Annotated in this window: 13 protein-coding genes; 2 read left to right on the forward strand and 11 right to left on the reverse strand. The window is 52.0% G+C overall.

Features of this window, described 5'->3' with window-relative positions:
* The first annotated feature begins 39 nt into the window (after positions 1 to 39).
* Positions 40 to 2148 (forward strand): AMP-binding protein, encoded by a 2109-nt coding sequence (locus M2298_RS15300; protein WP_122962448.1) that lies wholly within the window; start codon positions 40 to 42, stop codon positions 2146 to 2148.
* Between the two features lies 1 nt (position 2149).
* Entirely contained in the window at positions 2150 to 3340 is a 1191-nt protein-coding gene (lplT, locus tag M2298_RS15305; protein ID WP_122962447.1) for a lysophospholipid transporter LplT, read from the forward strand.
* A 105-nt stretch (positions 3341 to 3445) separates the two neighbouring features.
* On the opposite strand, the gene M2298_RS15310 is transcribed toward lplT, so the two are convergent.
* The 11 genes from M2298_RS15310 to M2298_RS15360 all read right to left on the reverse strand — a co-directional run bounded on the left by M2298_RS15310 (position 3446) and on the right by M2298_RS15360 (position 16442).
* Complete coding sequence (locus tag M2298_RS15310) at positions 3446 to 5407, reverse strand: bifunctional metallophosphatase/5'-nucleotidase (protein ID WP_481752855.1); 1962 nt, start codon at positions 5405 to 5407, stop codon at positions 3446 to 3448.
* A 232-nt stretch (positions 5408 to 5639) separates the two neighbouring features.
* A complete protein-coding gene (gene recQ / locus M2298_RS15315) occupies positions 5640 to 7415 on the reverse strand; it encodes a DNA helicase RecQ (protein WP_280648680.1) in 1776 nt (591 codons plus the stop codon).
* 150 nt (positions 7416 to 7565) lie between these two features.
* Entirely contained in the window at positions 7566 to 8207 is a 642-nt protein-coding gene (locus M2298_RS15320; RefSeq protein WP_280648681.1) for a GNAT family N-acetyltransferase, read from the reverse strand.
* An 18-nt stretch (positions 8208 to 8225) separates the two neighbouring features.
* Positions 8226 to 8996 carry a MerR family transcriptional regulator gene (locus M2298_RS15325; RefSeq protein WP_242773650.1) on the reverse strand — a complete coding sequence of 257 codons (771 nt, stop codon included), beginning with the start codon at positions 8994 to 8996 and terminating at the stop codon, positions 8226 to 8228.
* Positions 8997 to 9076: 80 nt separating this feature from the next.
* Complete coding sequence (locus M2298_RS15330; protein ID WP_242773647.1) at positions 9077 to 9646, reverse strand: VanZ family protein; 570 nt, start codon at positions 9644 to 9646, stop codon at positions 9077 to 9079.
* The gene (locus M2298_RS15335; protein WP_122962441.1) at positions 9621 to 10529 is read right to left on the reverse strand and encodes a D-alanyl-D-alanine carboxypeptidase family protein; all 909 of its coding nucleotides are present in this window, start codon (positions 10527 to 10529) and stop codon (positions 9621 to 9623) included. The genes M2298_RS15330 and M2298_RS15335 overlap by 26 nt, the downstream gene beginning before the upstream one ends.
* Before the next feature lie 107 nt (positions 10530 to 10636).
* Positions 10637 to 11749, reverse strand: coding sequence for a sensor histidine kinase (locus M2298_RS15340; RefSeq protein ID WP_122962440.1), 1113 nt, complete (start codon positions 11747 to 11749; stop codon positions 10637 to 10639).
* Entirely contained in the window at positions 11739 to 12431 is a 693-nt protein-coding gene (locus tag M2298_RS15345) for a response regulator transcription factor (RefSeq protein ID WP_370641088.1), read from the reverse strand. Before M2298_RS15345 ends, M2298_RS15340 begins: the two co-directional genes overlap by 11 nt.
* A gap of 220 nt (positions 12432 to 12651) precedes the next feature.
* Positions 12652 to 14040 carry a class II fumarate hydratase gene (gene fumC, locus M2298_RS15350; RefSeq protein WP_122962438.1) on the reverse strand — a complete coding sequence of 463 codons (1389 nt, stop codon included), beginning with the start codon at positions 14038 to 14040 and terminating at the stop codon, positions 12652 to 12654.
* Between the two features lie 181 nt (positions 14041 to 14221).
* On the reverse strand, positions 14222 to 14899 hold the full coding sequence (locus tag M2298_RS15355) for an MgtC/SapB family protein (protein ID WP_063228806.1): 678 nt from the start codon (positions 14897 to 14899) through the stop codon (positions 14222 to 14224).
* 187 nt (positions 14900 to 15086) lie between these two features.
* Positions 15087 to 16442 carry an MATE family efflux transporter gene (locus M2298_RS15360; RefSeq protein ID WP_122962437.1) on the reverse strand — a complete coding sequence of 452 codons (1356 nt, stop codon included), beginning with the start codon at positions 16440 to 16442 and terminating at the stop codon, positions 15087 to 15089.
* Between the last annotated feature and the right edge of the window lie 244 nt (positions 16443 to 16686).

Here is a 16686-nt window from a genome sequence, read left to right on the forward strand (position 1 = left end):
TAAAGCAACGCCATTATTCCTTGTAAAGGTGTGGTCCACATGGTCCTCATTCATTCCTTCCTGAAAATGATTTTAATGCTGTGGTTTCGACCTCGCGTTCACGGACTAAACAAAATCGATCTGACGCAGCCGTCTCTGATCATTCCCAATCACGTCTCCCTGCTGGACGCGGTGCTCCTGTCGTTCTGTTTGCCAAAAGGAGCGACCTTCGTCGTCAACACGGAGATCGCCAAGCGCTTCGCCTTCTTCCTGCGCTTCCGCAAGCACATCGCCATCGATCCGCTGAACCCTTACTCGATCCGCCATATGCTGCGGGTGATCCGCAAAGGGGAGACGCTGGTGATCTTTCCGGAAGGCCGCATCACGACGACTGGCGGCCTGATGAAAATTTACAGCGGCGTAGGCTACCTCGCCATGAGAACGGGCGCGACTGTTTATCCGATCGCGATCAACGGACTGGAGCGCTCGATCTTCTCCTATCTGAAAGGCAAGCTGCGTCTCTTGCTGTTCCCGACCATCACCATGACCGTAGGCACCCCGTTCACCATCGCACGCGAAGAAAACCGTTCGATGCGCGAGCAAAAAGCAGCAGCCAATGACCTGATCCTCCGCACGTTGCAAGATGAAATTTTTCAAAGCCGAATGAAGCAAAATGTAAACCTGTTCGATGAAACGATTGCAGCCGCGCGCCTTAACGGATCAAAAATGGAAATCGCCAAAGACTTGACCACAGCGATCAACTATCGCACGTTGCTGATCGGAAGCTACTTGCTCGGCAAAAAATTGCAGCAGCCGCTGACGGGAAAACCAGTGGTCGGCGTGTTCCTCCCGAACTCGGTCGGTCACCTGATTACGTTGCTGTCCTTGTTTTCGATCGGAAAAACGCCTGCGATCCTGAACTTTTCGCTCGGCATCCGCTCGCTTCTGGACTGCTGCGAGACGGCTCATATCGACACGATCCTGACATCGCGCGCCTTCATCGAAAAAGGCAAGCTGGATCACATCATCGCTGGCCTGTCGCCGAGCATGCAAGTGATTTATCTCGAAGATTTGAAAGCATCGGCGACCGCTTTTGACAAACTGGCTGCCTTTGGCTCCTATCTGACTGGCAAAAAAGCGGCGCACGGCGCCAATGAGCTGATCCTGTTCACTTCCGGCAGCGAAAGCAAGCCAAAAGGCGTCGTGCTGACGCACACCAACCTGTATGCGAATATCCAGCAGGTGACCAGCATGATCGACATTACGAGCCGCGACAAGTTTTTCAATGCATTGCCGATGTTCCACAGCTTCGGCTTGACTGCCGGCACGCTTTTGCCAGTCGTCAAAGGGATTCCCGTCTACTTGTACCCTAGCCCGCTGCACTACAAGGCGATTGCGGAGCTGGTGTACGACCAGAACGCGACGATTTTGTTCGGCACCTCGACGTTTATGGCAGGCTACGGACGAATGGCGCACCCGTATAACTTTTACTCGCTACGCTATGTGTTCGCAGGAGCGGAAAAACTGAAAGACGATGTTCGCAAGCTGTGGATGGAGAAATTCGGCGTGCGGATTTTTGAAGGGTACGGGGCAACCGAAACGGCACCGATTCTCGCTCTGAACACGCCGCTGGCGAACAAACCCGGTACGGTGGGACGCTTGGTGCCTGGCATGTCGTATCGCCTGGACCCTGTTGCCGGAATCGACGCAGGCGGAGAACTGCTCGTCAAAGGCCCGAACGTCATGAAAGGCTACCTGATCCACGGAAAAGGCTTCGTTCCGGCAGAAGAGTGGTATCACACCGGAGATTTGGTGACAGCCGACCAGGAAGGTTTTCTCAGCATCCAGTCCAGACTGAAACGCTTCGCCAAGATCGGCGGCGAAATGGTCTCGCTGAATCTGATTGAAGAATTGGCGATGCAATGCTTTGGACATTCCGGCTTCGCTGCGATTACCGTCAATGATCAGCGAAAAGGCGAGCGCGTCCTGCTGTTTACGACAGACGAAAATGTGGCGCTCGGTCAACTGCGCTCGTATTTGACCGAAAAGCAATACTCGCCACTGCTCATCCCTGGCACCATGCAGTTCATCAAGACATTGCCGCTGCTCGGGAGCGGGAAAACCGATTACGTCAGTCTGAAGCAACTCGCAGAAAGTGGAGGAAACTGATGTGAAAACGCGACTACAACCATTGCAAGCTCTGTATTTCACGCAATTCCTTTCGGCTTTTGCAGACAACATGATTTTGTTTGTCATCGCCAACTTGTTGCGGGAGAACGGTTTTTCTCCCGCGATGCTCGCACTCGTATCGATTTCCTTTTTTCTGCCTTACGTATTTCTGGCTCCGCTCGTCGGACCTTTTGCCGACAAACATGCCAAATCGTTTGTCCTGGTGATCGGGAACTTGATCAAAGCACTCGGCGTCGTACTCTTGTTTGTGATCGATCATTCGAGCATTTTGCTGTTGATGCTCAGTTACTTTACGGTAGGCGTGGGAGCCGTCGTATACTCGCCTGCCAAGTACGGCATTTTGCCAGAGCTGACGCGCAATGAAAATGAGTTGTTCCAGGCCAATGCGCGCATCGAAGCGTATACGATCGTCGCCATTTTGACCGGAATCGGCGGAGGCGGAGCGATTGCCTCCACGACCGCACCGCTCTTGTCGTCGAGCATCTGTCTCGCTCTCTACTTGCTGTCACTGGGCATGACCTTTTTCATCCCGCGCATCAAAGGAAACAGCCTGATTCGCTACGGTGCGGAGGCTCGCCGCTTTTTCATCGACTTCCAGCACTTGATGAACCGCCCGGAAACGAGCTTTTCTTTGATCGGCACAGGGGCGTTCTGGATGAGTTCCGCTGTGCTGCGGGTAGCTGTGCTTGCCTGGATTCCCGTCGCTCTGGGGATCAATCCGCAAAGCTTCTCCGTCTCGCTGATTTTGGCTACGACTTCCATCGGAATCATCATCGGCGCGTTTCTCGCACCGAAGCTGATTCCGCTGTCCCGCTTCACGCGCTCGGTCGGTTACGGCTTCGGCATGTTTCTCATCATCGTGCTGTTCCCGTGGATTCACGTAATCGGCATTGCCATCTCCCTGCTGCTTTTGGTCGGGTTCATGGGAGGAGTATTCATCATTCCGATGAACACCGTCCTGCAAGAAGAAGGCAAAAAGATGGTCGGCTCCGGGAAAACCATCGCCATTCAAAATTTTATCGAAAATTTCCTGATGGCAGCCGGCTCGGGGATTTACTACCTGATTGTTTACCTCGGCGCTTCCATCTCCGCAGCGATTGTCGGCCAAGGCTTGCTGCTGCTCGTGTTCTTGCTGTACCTGGTGAAGCATCGCAAGCGAATCGTCGGTTAGTCGATTAGTTCCTGAAAAAGCTGCGAAAAGAAGACCGCCTGAACAGCAAAAAGCCGTGACTGTAAGCGTCACGGCTTTTTTGGTGCGGTTCGAGACCAAGCTGCGTTATTTCTTCTGTTGCGTAGTCGTCGCAGGGGCGGCAGGGGTTGCTTGCGCTTCCTTGGCCGCCGCTGCTTTTCTCGTTTCGTTCAGCAGGCGATAAAACTCGCCTTTTGTTTTCACGTTCGCGAATTTCGCTGCGTCGACTTTTGCCTTCGCTGTCAGTTCCGCGATTTCTTCTTTGGTCACCGCATCTTTGATGTTGATCGAAGCGATATTGGTGTATTTGCCGTCTTCTGTTTTCGAAACGCTCAGGACGCCAGCATTGATCAGCTCTACTACGTCTTTGCGCTCAGGAGCAGAGGTGTCGACGCCGATGATCTTCCAATTGTTTTGCACTTTTGGCTCATATACGCCTTTTTTCACTTCTTGCAAGTACGCGATAGCGCGGTTGCGGATTGTTCCGCCTGTTTCTCCAAAAGCATCATTTGCTTTGGACGTCCACAGCTGATCGAACTTGCGTCCTTCCAGCGCGCCGCCTTTTGCTTGCAGGGCTTCCATCCGGTACGCATTCATGCCGAGCTTCAAGCTGTCCTCTGGCTTGATTGGTGTTCCGTCGAGCTTGCGCAAGTTGGTGATGCGGCTGCCGTATGGCTTGGTCAGGTCAATCTCGTATTTCACGCCGCCGAAGAAGTCGTTGGTGCTGTATTTGGAAGCGCGGCGTTTCGGGTCAAAGCTGACAGTTACGTCGCCAGGACGAGTGGAATTGAAGTAGCCTACTGCCCACTCCATGTAATCTTTCAAATCTTTTCCGGTCACTTTGTATACCGTGATTTCGCCGAATGTGTACTGATAGTTGTAGGCGATGTCTTTTTTCTTGATCGGGCCGACATCGAGTTTTGCCTTGTCGTTGTCGATCTGGTGAGCGACGACGTCTGCCTTGCTGTAGTAGAGCATCACTTCGTGGAAGAAGTCGGACAGTGGCGTCTCCTGAATTTGCACAGTCGGGATGCCTTCTACCTCGTTTTTCGGCACCAGGTTCATGCCTTTCAGCTCGGCAACAACGATGTTCGCATCTGCGCGGGCAAATTCGTGGAACGGCTTGAGCTTCGTTTCCAGCTCTGGATCGGAAACAGCCGGAGTGCCGTCAGCGCCTTTTACAGGCAAAGCAGTCGCTTCCTTGCTGGTCAGCACAACTTTGCCGTCTTTCTTTTCAAAAGTCAGGTCAATGCGCGACAGGTGCGTACCGTATTTGTCCGGCTCGGAAATCAGCACACCGTTGATTTCTTCTTTTTTCACCAGTTTGTGCATGTGGCCCGCAAAAATGGCGGTCAGCTCCGGTACGGCGTTGGCGATATCGGCTACGCCTGTGCCTGGAATGCCGTTTTCGTTCTCGATGCCCATATGCATGACGCCGATCATGACGTCTACTTTGCCTTGCAGTTCTTTTACGGCTTTCTTCGTTTCTTCTACCGGATTTTTGACCACGAGGCCATCCAGATGGTCGGTGCCTTTTTCAAAATCGGTAATCATTGGCGTGTTCATGCCGATCAGACCGATTTTTACGCCTGCGCGCTCTACGATCGTATAAGCAGGCAAGAAACGCTCGCCATTTTCTTTGTAGATGTTGCCTGCGAGAACTGCCCCTTTATACTGGCCGCTGATCTTGTCCAGCACATCCAGCCCGAAGTTGAACTCGTGGTTGCCAAACGCCCAGGCGTCGTAGTTCATTTCGTTCATGGCGACCATCATCGGCGACTGCGGCTGGTCGTTGAACAGTTCAGCGGAGTTGTCTTGTATCGAATCACCTGCATCGACCAGCACGGTGTTCGGATTTTCTTTGCGAATGTCCTTGATCATGGTGAACAGCTGCGTCAGGCTGCCGTTTGTATTCGGGCCGTCGAGCGCATAATCCCATGGCATGAAGCGGCCGTGGATGTCAGATGTGCCCAACAGCGTGATTTTGGTCGGCGCTTCCGCCGCTTTTGTCGGTGCAGCGATTCCCGCCAAGGCACTGCCCAGCACCATTGTGGTCATCGCTACGCTCATCAAGCTTTTTGCCAGTAAAGCTACCTTCTTTTTCATAGTTTCCCCTCTGTTTCTCTCATTCTGTCAGATCCCGTGCGCTGGTAAAGCTTTTCGCTCCTCCTGTTCTCTATTCTAAGAAAATTTTGGCTTTCTCTCTAACTATAGCAGGCAGTGCCGGCGAATGGGACGATTTTTGCTGATTCTCCCCACAAAAAAGCCGCGACAAAAGAAGTCACGGCTTGACGGCAGCGTAGTTTTGCAAGCACTCAAGGAAGAGCTGCCCGTACTTGTCGAATTTGGATTCGCCCACACCTTTGATCTTGAGCATGGCCTGTTTGTCAGTCGGGCAAAGGCTGCTCATTTCCTTCAAAGTGCTGTCGTGGAAAATGACGTACGGCGGCACGCCTTCTTTTTGCGAAATTTCTTTGCGCAGCGTTCGCAGCTGTTCGAACAGCTCATCATCTTCCGTGAGGGCAACCGGACGGATCGAGATTTTTTGCACGACGCGCTCTTCGCCCATCAAAACGGGCAATGCCCGCTCTCCCAGCTTGACGATCGGGTATTGGCTCTCTGTCACCTGCAAGTACCCTTCCGCGATCAGCAGCTGGATCAGGTCGGCAATTTCTTTTTCCTTGTACTCCTTCATCAGACCGTACGTGGGAAGCTGATCGAATTGGAGCTGGGTCACCTTTTTGTTTTTCGAACCTTTGAGCACCTGTGCGACCAGTGCCGCGCCGAAGCGTTCCCGCATGCGTTTCACGCAGGAAAAGATTTTTTGCGCTTCGAGCGTGATGTCGCTCAGCTCTGTCTCATCGGTGCAGTTGTGGCAGCGGCCGCACTCCGGGGCATCGGCTTCCCCGAAATACTGCACGATATACTGCTGCAAACACCTCGGCGTCCGGCAGTAATCGACCATGGCGTAGAGCTTTTTGTACTCGTGATCTTTGCGCTCGTCCGTCAGCTGGTTTTGCTCAATGAAAAACGACTGGGTCTGAATATCCTGCGGCTGGTACAGCAAAATGCACTCGCTCGGCTCGCCGTCACGCCCGGCGCGCCCGGCCTCCTGATAGTACGCCTCCAGGTTTTTCGGCATGTTGTAATGAATGACATAGCGCACGTTGGACTTGTCGATTCCCATTCCGAACGCATTGGTGGCAACCATCGTGCGAACGTCGTCGAACAGGAAAGCTTCCTGATTGGCAGCACGCTCTTCCTCTGACAGTCCGGCGTGGTATTTGGTGACCGGAAAGCCGCGCTTTGCCAGATCGGCATGAAGGGCATCGACGTCTTTTCTCGTCGCAGCGTAAATAATTCCGGCCTGCTGTCTGTTCGCCTTCAAATAAGATTGGATGAACTCGCGGCGATTTTCCCCTTTGCGCACGGACAGGATGAGGTTGTCCCTGCCAAAGCCCGTGATGAAAAGCCGCTCGTCTGCAAGCGACAGCTGGCGCTTGATATCAGCGGTTACTTCCGGTGTCGCTGTCGCAGTCAAGGCAGCGACGATCGGACGCTCTGGCAGCGTGTCCAAAAAACGGGCGATTTCCAGATAGCTTGGGCGGAAATCATGCCCCCACTGGGAGACACAGTGCGCCTCATCGACAGCGATGAAGGAGATCGGCATATTCCGGATCAGTTGTTGAAACGATTCCGATTCGAGCCGTTCCGGGGCAATGTAGAGCAGCTTGTATTCGCCACGCGCAGCCATCCGCAGGCGCTCCTGCACCTCGCTGTAATCGAGCGAGCTGTTGATTTGCGTAGCGGCAATCCCCATGCTGACCAGTACGTCAACCTGATCCTTCATCAAGGAAATGAGCGGCGAGATGACGATGGTTACCCCGTCAAAAAGCATCGCCGGAACCTGGTAGCAGATTGATTTTCCCCCGCCCGTCGGCATGATGCCTACCGTGTCGTGTCCTTCCAGGAGGCTTTCGATAATTTTCTTTTGTCCCTCGCGAAATGTTTCGTAGCCAAAGTATTTTTGCAAAACTTCTTGCGCTTTATGCAGCAAAGAGAATCACCTTCTCTTTCGATAGAATAGGTCGTAGCTTTCAACTAATTATTAGTGTAAACATAGGCGTTGGGACAAAACAAGGGGAACTGTCAGCATAAAAAAGAGCACCTCGGCGGGTGCTCATGATACTGATCATCCATTTGCGTTTCATGCACTTTCCCCTGCTCTCCGTGTTCGCACCATATACTCCCATTCGTATTCCTTGAACAAAAGCAAGCTGGTCAAGCTTTGTTGCCTGGTTTGGGTGCGAAAAGACAGCTGTTCGTACAATTGCTTGGCACGCTGGTTTTTCCCGGAGACATGCAAACTGAGCTGATCCAGCTGCGGGCGGTCTTGCCATTCATTCAACGCCCATTGCATCAAAAGTTTGCCGACTCCCTTCCCCTGGTGCAGCGGGTGGACAGCTACATCGGCAATATAGCACTCGCCCACTTTCAACTGATGGGTGAGACAGTACAGGCCGATAGTCAGCTTCAACAGCTGCCATTTCCCGAATGTTTTGAACTCATCCCACGGAGGAAACAGACTTTCTTGCTTCGCTTCCTCGGCGGTCTTCCATTTGAGCGAGAGCGTCCCGACAACCTCTCCGTTTTGAACGGCAACGGCTCGCTGACTTGCCGGTTCATCGGGAAAATGATGGAGCAAAATTTCAAAGCACCGCGCCAACTCACTGTCGCTCATTTTGGTTAATGGCTGAAACTTGTTGCGAAAGCTCTCAACAAGCAGACGGCTGACTGGTTGATTGTACTTCGCCTGCATCGGTTCCAGCGTGATCGGTGAGACATTCATAATGCCTGCACCTCCTTTTTACAAGTCAGCAGCGTCCAGCAGTACCCGTAGCTCGTAATGCAAGTGCTGGCCGCTGAACAAAGACAAATACGATTTTTCAATCAGCACAAGCGGTCCGGTCGCGACGAGAGATTGAGCCGCCAGATACTCGTAAAAGCGCTCGATCAACTGGTCGGTTGCCGCATCGCCATTCGCCAGCCCTTGAAAAGACAGGTATGAGCCGCCAGGCAACGTAATGTTTCCAGACTCCGGCGCTTCCAGACACAAGGACACCGTTCCCGAACCGTCGTACAAATAGTGGACGTCTGTCTCGAACAGGTCTGGCACCAGCCTGGCCTGTTCAGCAAGTTGTCTCGCCTGAATGTGTGTCTGTTCGTCCATTTCCAGCCAGCGCATGAGACGGACAGGTTCGTACCGCTTTATTTGAAAGGAATCGGGCCGACTCGCAAAATCATGCTGCTCTCGCAATACTTTTTGAATGAATGCTTGCAGTTCCAAAAGCTTGCGAATTTGCGCGTTCGTTTCCAGCAACGACTGGCGGAGCAATTGCTGATATTGATCTGCGGTGAAAGCTGTCAGGCAATCCTTGATGGCAGATACGGATACCCCCAGTCTGCGCAGCAGCAAGATGTGAGACAGCTCGTAAATCTGCTCGATGCTGTACATTCTGTACTGGTTGTCATCGATATAGGCAGGCTGGAAAATGCCTTTCTCTTCAAAGTAGCGAATTTGATGCACAGACACATTCATAATGCGCGCCAGCTCGCTGATTGTGATTTCATTTTTCATGCAACACCACTCCCGGCCAGGATTACCTTAACCTTACACCTTAGGTCAGACCTAAGGTCAACGGCTTTTTGCCTGATCGGTTAATTTCTTGTGGAATGAACAGCCACGGAGCTTCTCCTGTTTTGGACACGCGGAAAAAAGGCCAGCCGCACCAGTCTGTACATGACATAACCCAAAAACCCTCCTGACGTGTTCAGCAAAAGGTCGTCGACGTCAAATGTCCCGCAACTCATGACCAGCTGAGTTGTCTCCAGCAGCAGGCTCAGCAAGAACGAGAGCCACACGACTTTTCCCATTCCGCTCGCCTTTTTGGCAAACAAAAGCGGCAGCAAAAAGCCGAACGGCATAAAAGCCACTATGTTCCCAGCAAAGTTCACCAGACTGTGCCCGCTGCGATGTTGCTGAATCGCGTGCAAATAGCTTTGGATTTCATGAAAAGGCACCAAATTGGCTCGCGTGTGAAAACGCTCCAAAATGGCTCCGGGGTCGCTGCGCACAATCTCCCATTGCGCTGTCAGCAGCTCTCTGTCCAGGCTGCCGAATTTGAACAGCAATATTTTGACCACCAAAAACAAATACAGGGCGAACACGATATAGCCAACGATGGTCACCAGCCCCAGCGGGTTACCCTTTTTTTCGGTCTGACTCAAGGTCGAATCCCCTCTCCAACAACTTCTTCGTCTCCGTAAAACGAATCGCCTCATTTTCTGCGCCCATCACTACGGAGATCAAGCGTTTATCGCCTTGTTTGGCGGTTCCGGTGAAACAGTAGCCTGCCTGATCGGTGAAGCCCGTTTTCAGCCCATCCAGTCCGAGCACGCTCATCGAATGGTCGTCTGCTTGCACCATCAGATTGGTGTTTTTCACTCTTTCTCCTGTTGTAAGCCGCACAGACGGCTGCGCGGTCAAATCCACAATCTCGGGAAAATCCCGGATCAAATAGTAAGCGAGCATTCCCACGTCTCTCGCTGTCATTTCGTTTTGTCCATAATCATAATCCAGTCCGGTCGCATTCACAAATGACGAGGCTGTCAAACCAAGCTCCGCCGCTTTCAAATTCATCTGCTCAGCAAAGGCCGGGGTGCTGCCTGCCAAATATTCGCCAATCGCCACTGCCGCATTGTTCGCTGAGCCGACTGCCATGGCTTCGTACAAGTCTTTCAACGGATAGCTGCGCCCCGGCTCAAGACTGACTCTCGCTCCCTCGGCGCTGGCAGCATTGACGGAAACAGGCACCTCGTCTTCCCACGTTACCCGCTGTTCCTGGATCGCTGCGAGCAGCAGGTACTCGGTCATCATTTTGGACATACTCGCCACCGGATATGCTGTATCGGCGTCTTGCGCATACAAGACTTCGCCTGTCTGACTATCGATCAGGATGGCTGCCCGCGCATCTACATTGGCGTCCAGCACCCGCAAATTCCCCAAGACTTGATTAAGCCGCAGGTCAGCCTCTACGGAAATCGTATCGCGAAAAAACGCAATTCCGACCACCAGAGCCACCAACAACAGCAGCAAATTGCCTCTCCTCATAAAAAAAGCCCTCCTTGCCCGCATGACACGTTCTGCATCCATGCTGATAAGGATAGGCTTTCATATTTAAAAAAATCGCAACCAATGGTAAAGAAAGAGTAAAGGATTTATAACGTTCCGCTTATAGTGCGGGGAAGCCATACGGTGAACGTCGTCCACTCCGGCGTGCTCTCCACAGAAATCGTGCCCTGGTGCAAGTCGATAATGCTTTTGGCGATGGCGAGTCCAAGACCTGATCCGCCTGTTTCTTTGGAGCGCGAGCCTTCCACGCGAAAAAACCGTTCAAACAAGCTCGGCAAATACTCAGCCGGGATGGGCGCCCCGTTGTTGGCAACGGTAATAGCCACTCCCCGCCCCTCAACAAATACGCGCACGAGAATGTCCGTACCGTCACGCCCGTATTTTACCGCGTTGGAAATGAGATTTTCCAACACGCGCACGAGCTTGTCGGTGTCTCCGGTCATTTCGATTTTTTGATCCGGCGTATCGACGTGCAGAGACAGCCCCGCTTCCTGCGCGTCGATGCGAAAACCAACCGATACTTGCTCGACCAGCTCGACCAGATCAAATTGCGTGTGGCTCACATGCGCTCCTCTGTTTCGCACCTTGGTATATTCAAACAGATCGTTGACCAGCACGTTCATCTGTTTGGCCTTTTCATAAGCGATATGGGCGTACTGCTTGATCTGCTGTTCGTCCGTGTACTTGTTCTGCTCGATCAGCCCCAAATATCCAATAATCGAAGTCAACGGAGTGCGCAGGTCGTGGGAAACGTTGGTCACCAGATCATCTTTGGACTGCTCCAGCCGCCGCTCCTCCTCCATCGCATCGCGCGTGCTTTTCACCAGCGCATGAATGCTGTCCACGACATTCCCCAAATTGCCTTCGGGGCGTATGGAAATAACGTGCTCATAGTTTCCTTTGGCAATGTAGTGCAGCTCGGAAATAATTTGCTCCATCTGCTTTTGCTCGACGTATTTGCGAATACGGACGATCGTCCAGGCGGCAAACAAGCCTGTCGCCAAGAGAATGATCGGGATTTTGAAAGAATCTGTCCCGAATGTGCGTCTCAGCATCCAGACGTACTCTTTGATCTGGGGAATGCTGTACAAATATTTGTTGGCGAAATAAGCGGCTGTCTGGAACAGGGCGTAAAAAATCAGCAAGCTGAGCAACAGATCGACGAGAATGCGAAAAAAATACTTGGTACTAAGCTTCAATTTTATAGCCCACCCCCCAGACCGTTTGGATCACCTTCTCGCCCTTCGTCGCTTTCTCCAGCTTCTCCCGCAAGTTGCTGATGTGCACCATGACGGTTTTGTAGGACACGTAGTTCTCCATTTTCCAGCAGCGGTCGAAAATTTCTTCGGAAGAAAATACCCGGTTGGGGTGGCTCGCCAGCAAAAACAGCACGGAAAATTCGAGCGCCGTCAGCTTGATCGGGATGCCGTCCTTCGTCTGGACGACGTGGCTTTGCTTGTCGATAATAAGCGGCCCCGCCTCGATCACATGGTCTTGTTTTTGCTGCTGCACGTAGTTCGCCCGCCGCAGGAGCGACTTCACCCGCGCAATGACCTCCAGCGGATTGAACGGCTTGACGACATAGTCGTCGGCTCCTGTCATCAGTCCCATGATTTTATCCATGTCGTTCGTCTTGGCGCTGGCCATCAAGATCGGGATGGTGGAATTTTTGCGTATGCGTTTTGTCACTTCCAGTCCATCGATATTGGGCATCATCACGTCCAAAATGACGAGATCCATGCTTTTTTGCGCCAGCTTTTCCAGCGCCTGCAAGCCGTCGTAGGCTTTTTCGATTTCGTAGCCTTCGTTGCCCAAATAAATCGCCAGCAAGTCCACAATTTCCTTGTCGTCATCAACGATCAAAATTCTCATTGTCCGCACCTCCGCACGAATCCGAGTCGTTACTGACCACTATAGCAAAAATGTTTAAAGAAAAGCTAAAGCTGCGTCAGGCAGCCCAAATGCTCGGCGAAAATCGCAAGTCCTGGAGCGAGTTCGCCCGCTTCTACACGCCTTCCCAAACAAAAAAGCCGACGGCACTCGCGCCATCGGCTGGATCAGTCGACTCACACACTGGCGTGCGCAAGCTTCCGACTGCTTTCTATTCTTTTGGATGAATCATTTGCTCAGGACGCACTACCGCGTCGAATTGCTCCTCTGTCAAAAGGTTGCTCTTGATCGCTGCTTCCTTGAGCGTAATGCCTTCCTTGTGCGCCAGTTTCGCTACCGCTGCCGCATTTTCATAGCCGATATGCGGGTTGAGCGCCGTTACCAGCATCAGCGAGTTGTTCAGGTTCTCCTTGATAACAGCAAGGTTCGGCTCAATGCCTACCGCGCAATGGTCGTTGAACGACTTGATCGAGTCTGCAAGCAGACGTGCGGATTGCAGGAAATTGTAGATGATAACCGGCTTGAACACGTTCAGCTCGAAGTTGCCTTGACTAGCGGCAAAACCGATAGCGGCATCGTTGCCCATGACTTGGCAAGCTACCATCGTGATCGCTTCGCTTTGCGTCGGGTTCACTTTTCCTGGCATGATGGAGCTGCCCGGCTCATTGGCAGGGATCACGATTTCACCGATGCCGCAGCGCGGGCCGCTCGCCAGCCATCTGACGTCATTGGCGATCTTCATCAAGTCGGCTGCCAGTGCCTTCAACGCGCCATGTACATGCACCAGCTCATCGTGGCTGGTCAGCGCGTGGAATTTATTTTCCGCCGTGACAAACTTTTTGTTGGTCGCTTCACTGATTTCCGCAGCGACCATCTCACCGAAGCGCGGATGTGCGTTGATGCCTGTTCCAACCGCGGTACCGCCAATCGCCAGTTCGCGCAAATACTCGTTGCTTTCCTTGATCATTTTCTCCGTTTTTTCCAGCATGCGCACCCAGCCGCTGATTTCCTGACCGAGTGTCAGCGGGGTAGCATCCTGCAAGTGAGTCCGGCCGATTTTGATGATGTCTATGTATGCTTCGCTCTTTTCTTTCAGCGTCTGTTTCAGCAGGGCGAGTGCAGGCAAAACTTGATCCTCGACTGCGACCAGTCCAGCCATGTGCATGGCAGTCGGGAACGTATCGTTGGAGCTTTGCGATTTGTTCACATCGTCGTTGGCGTGAATGCGCGCGCTGCTGCCTTTTGCCTCCAGCAGTTGGTTGGCGCGGTGCGCGATGACTTCGTTGACGTTCATGTTGGACTGGGTGCCGCTTCCCGTTTGCCAGACAACCAATGGGAAATGCTCGTTCCATTTTCCTGCGATGACTTCGTCTGCTGCTGCCACGATCGCTTCGGCCTTTTCCGCATCCAGCTTGCCCAGCTTTTGGTTAGCCAAAGCTGCGCTTCTTTTCAGAATGGCAAACATGCGGACAACTTCCAGCGGCATTTTTTCTTCACCGATCTCGAAGTTTTGGAAGCTGCGCTGCGTTTGCGCCCCCCACAGCTTGTCGGCAGGCACTTTCATTTCACCCAACGTGTCTTTTTCAATACGAAATTCCATCTCGCATCCTCCTCTATGAATGATTGCCTCTTTTATCATGTCCACTTCTTCCCTTTTGGAATAAAGGCAGACGTATTCAATTAAAATGATAATGATTTTCATTCTTGTTATCAAGAGGAGAAGTGTATATAAAAAACCGCAGCGCCTCTTGTGTGGCAAACTGCGGTTCTTGTCCAAGTGCTTATCTGCTTTCTACCTCGACGGACATCACGTGATCCACAGCTTTCAGCAAGCTGTAAATATCAGTCGTATATGTATTCTCCGAAGCGGTAATCATCATCTCCAGCTTTTGCAGTCCGTTCTCCAGGTCCTTGACCTTGACCCGCTTCACCTGCAGGTCGATGTGCTTAATCTGCTTGAAAATGCCATCCAGATCGCCGCCGCTCTCGACCACGATCTTGATCGACAAATCTCGTTGCCGCAAAGATTCGGGTCCGACCCATTTGAGGATGAGCGGAAACAGGTTGATCGCCAAAATGATCAGGACTGTCGCGGTCACAGCCTCAAAGTAAAAACCTGCTCCCACCGCAATACCCAGTCCGGAAGCCGCCCAGACCATGGAAGCTGTCGTCAGCCCGGAAATCACATCGTTGCTTCTGCGCAAAATGACGCCGGCGCCGAGAAAACCGACCCCGCTGACAATTTGTGCAGCAAGTCGCAACGGGTCCATATTGGTGTGCCCAGGCAAGGAGAACCGATGGACAGACTCAATCGAAACAATCGTAATCAAGCAGCTCGCCACCGATATGACCATGCTTGTCTTCACGCCAAGCGGCTTGTGCTTCAACTGTCTGTCCATCCCGATCAGCAAGCCCAGAAACATCGCAATCCCCAGCTTCATCAAAAAATCATAAGCCATTCGTTTCTCCTCCCCTCTCGTTTAATGTCAGCTTTTCTTCCATCACTCTATTAGAAAGTATATACGCTCTCCCTGAAAAATAGGAGAGAAATTTTTCATCTGCTGCTCCTATTGTAATCCGGCCCCTCTGTCTTCATGCAAAAAGCGGAAAACCCCCTCGCCAGGGATTTTCCGCTTCGCTTTTGCTTTATGAATGACTGCGAATCATGCGTTTTTGTAACGACAGCAGACGTCCAAAAAGGAAGATGGCTCCGGCAGCCAATCCCGTGATCAGACCAATCCAGTAGCCAAATGCGGCGAGCGAAGTGAACTTCGCCAGGATATATCCCAAAGGCAAGCCAATCACCCAGTAGGATACCAGCGCTACGATAAAGGGAACGGTCACATCCTTGTACCCGCGCAGCACCCCTTGGATCGGGGCAGCGACAGCATCAGAGATCAGGAAAAGGATCGAGTACATCAAGAAATGCTGGGCAAGCTCCAACACCTCTATGTCCGTCGTGTAGAAACCGGCTACTTGCTTGCTAAACATCAGCAAGCTGACCCCAAACATCAGGGCGATGCCAAGCGCAATCCCTATGCCCAAATAACTGTACTGCTTCGCGTCCTGAAACCTTTTGGCTCCGACCTCAAAGCCGACGACGATCGTCAACGCCATGGATATGCTCAGTGGCACCATGTACAGGAATGACGCGAAGTTCATCGCTGCCTGATGCGCCGCAATCGTAATCGTGCTGTATTCACTCATGAACAATGTGACGGCAGCAAAAATGCTGACCTCGCAGAAGATGGAAAATCCGATAGGCAGCCCGAGCTTCAGCAGCTCTTTCCATGCCTTCATGGAAATGCGATAAAATGTAGAGAACATGCCAAATTCGACAAAAGGGTGGACGCGATTCACGACGACCAGACTAATGAGCAGGATACACCAATACGTAATGGCAGAAGCGTACCCGGCACCGATTCCCCCCAGTCGAGGCAAGCCAAAATGACCAAAAATAAATGCGTAGTTCAATAGCACGTTAATGGGTAAAGATAGCAAGGTAATGAACATCGTTACCCGTGTCTGTCCCAATGCGTCGATAAAGCAACGGAGCACAGTATAGAGGAACATCGGAATAATTCCGAGGCCAATTGCATGCAGGAAGCCACGCGCAATCGTGCTCACCTCCGGCTCCAGTTGCATCCAGTTCAGGATCGGATCAAGCAGCAAACCGCCGACGATCATGACACCAACTGCAATCGCTACACTCAAATACAAGGCTTGCATCACGGTATAAGGCACCTGATCTCGTTTCCCTGCCCCAACCATCTGTGCAACCATTGGCATGACCGCCATCAAAATCCCGGTCAAGCCTGCTTGAACAGGTGTCCACAGACTCGCCCCAATCGCTACACCCGCCAAATCTGTCGGACTCGCATGCCCTGACATAATCGTATCGGCGAACGTCATGGAAAACAGCGCCAGTTGCGATATCAAGATAGGAAGCAATACAGTCAAAAACTGTCGCCATTTTTCTTTTAGCGAATAGGTTTCATTCATTTTTTCGTTTCCTTCTAACCTTATAAGATGGGAAAACAATCATGCACCGATGTAACAGAGAACTGTTTATCTCTTAAATTATAAGTATAACAAAACAAGCAGGAATCGGCAAAATAATGGCAGTACATAAAAAACAAAGCCCAGGCTGTTGGGACTGACCCCGTAATGTGAGACAAATCAAAACACCTTTAAGAGAACCTGACCATGTCGTAAGATATGGGGACAACCTTGGAGGTGTTTTTGC

The sequence above is a fragment of the Brevibacillus sp. 1238 genome (assembly GCF_029892995.1).
Taxonomy (GTDB): Bacteria; Bacillota; Bacilli; order Brevibacillales; family Brevibacillaceae; genus Brevibacillus; species Brevibacillus parabrevis.

Excerpts from the sequence above, each read along its gene's own strand:
- M2298_RS15300 (WP_122962448.1), top strand. The coding sequence starts at position 40 with ATGGTCCTCATTCATTCCTTCCTGAAAATGATTTTAATGCTGTGGTTT.
- M2298_RS15310 (WP_481752855.1), bottom strand. The coding sequence starts at position 5,407 with ATGGTGCTGGGCAGTGCCTTGGCGGGAATCGCTGCACCGACAAAAGCG.
- M2298_RS15320 (WP_280648681.1), bottom strand. The coding sequence starts at position 8,207 with ATGAATGTCTCACCGATCACGCTGGAACCGATGCAGGCGAAGTACAAT.
- M2298_RS15325 (WP_242773650.1), bottom strand. The coding sequence starts at position 8,996 with ATGAAAAATGAAATCACAATCAGCGAGCTGGCGCGCATTATGAATGTG.
- M2298_RS15335 (WP_122962441.1), bottom strand. The coding sequence starts at position 10,529 with ATGAGGAGAGGCAATTTGCTGCTGTTGTTGGTGGCTCTGGTGGTCGGA.
- fumC (WP_122962438.1), bottom strand. The coding sequence starts at position 14,040 with ATGGAATTTCGTATTGAAAAAGACACGTTGGGTGAAATGAAAGTGCCT.
- M2298_RS15355 (WP_063228806.1), bottom strand. The coding sequence starts at position 14,899 with ATGGCTTATGATTTTTTGATGAAGCTGGGGATTGCGATGTTTCTGGGC.
- M2298_RS15360 (WP_122962437.1), bottom strand. The coding sequence starts at position 16,442 with ATGAATGAAACCTATTCGCTAAAAGAAAAATGGCGACAGTTTTTGACT.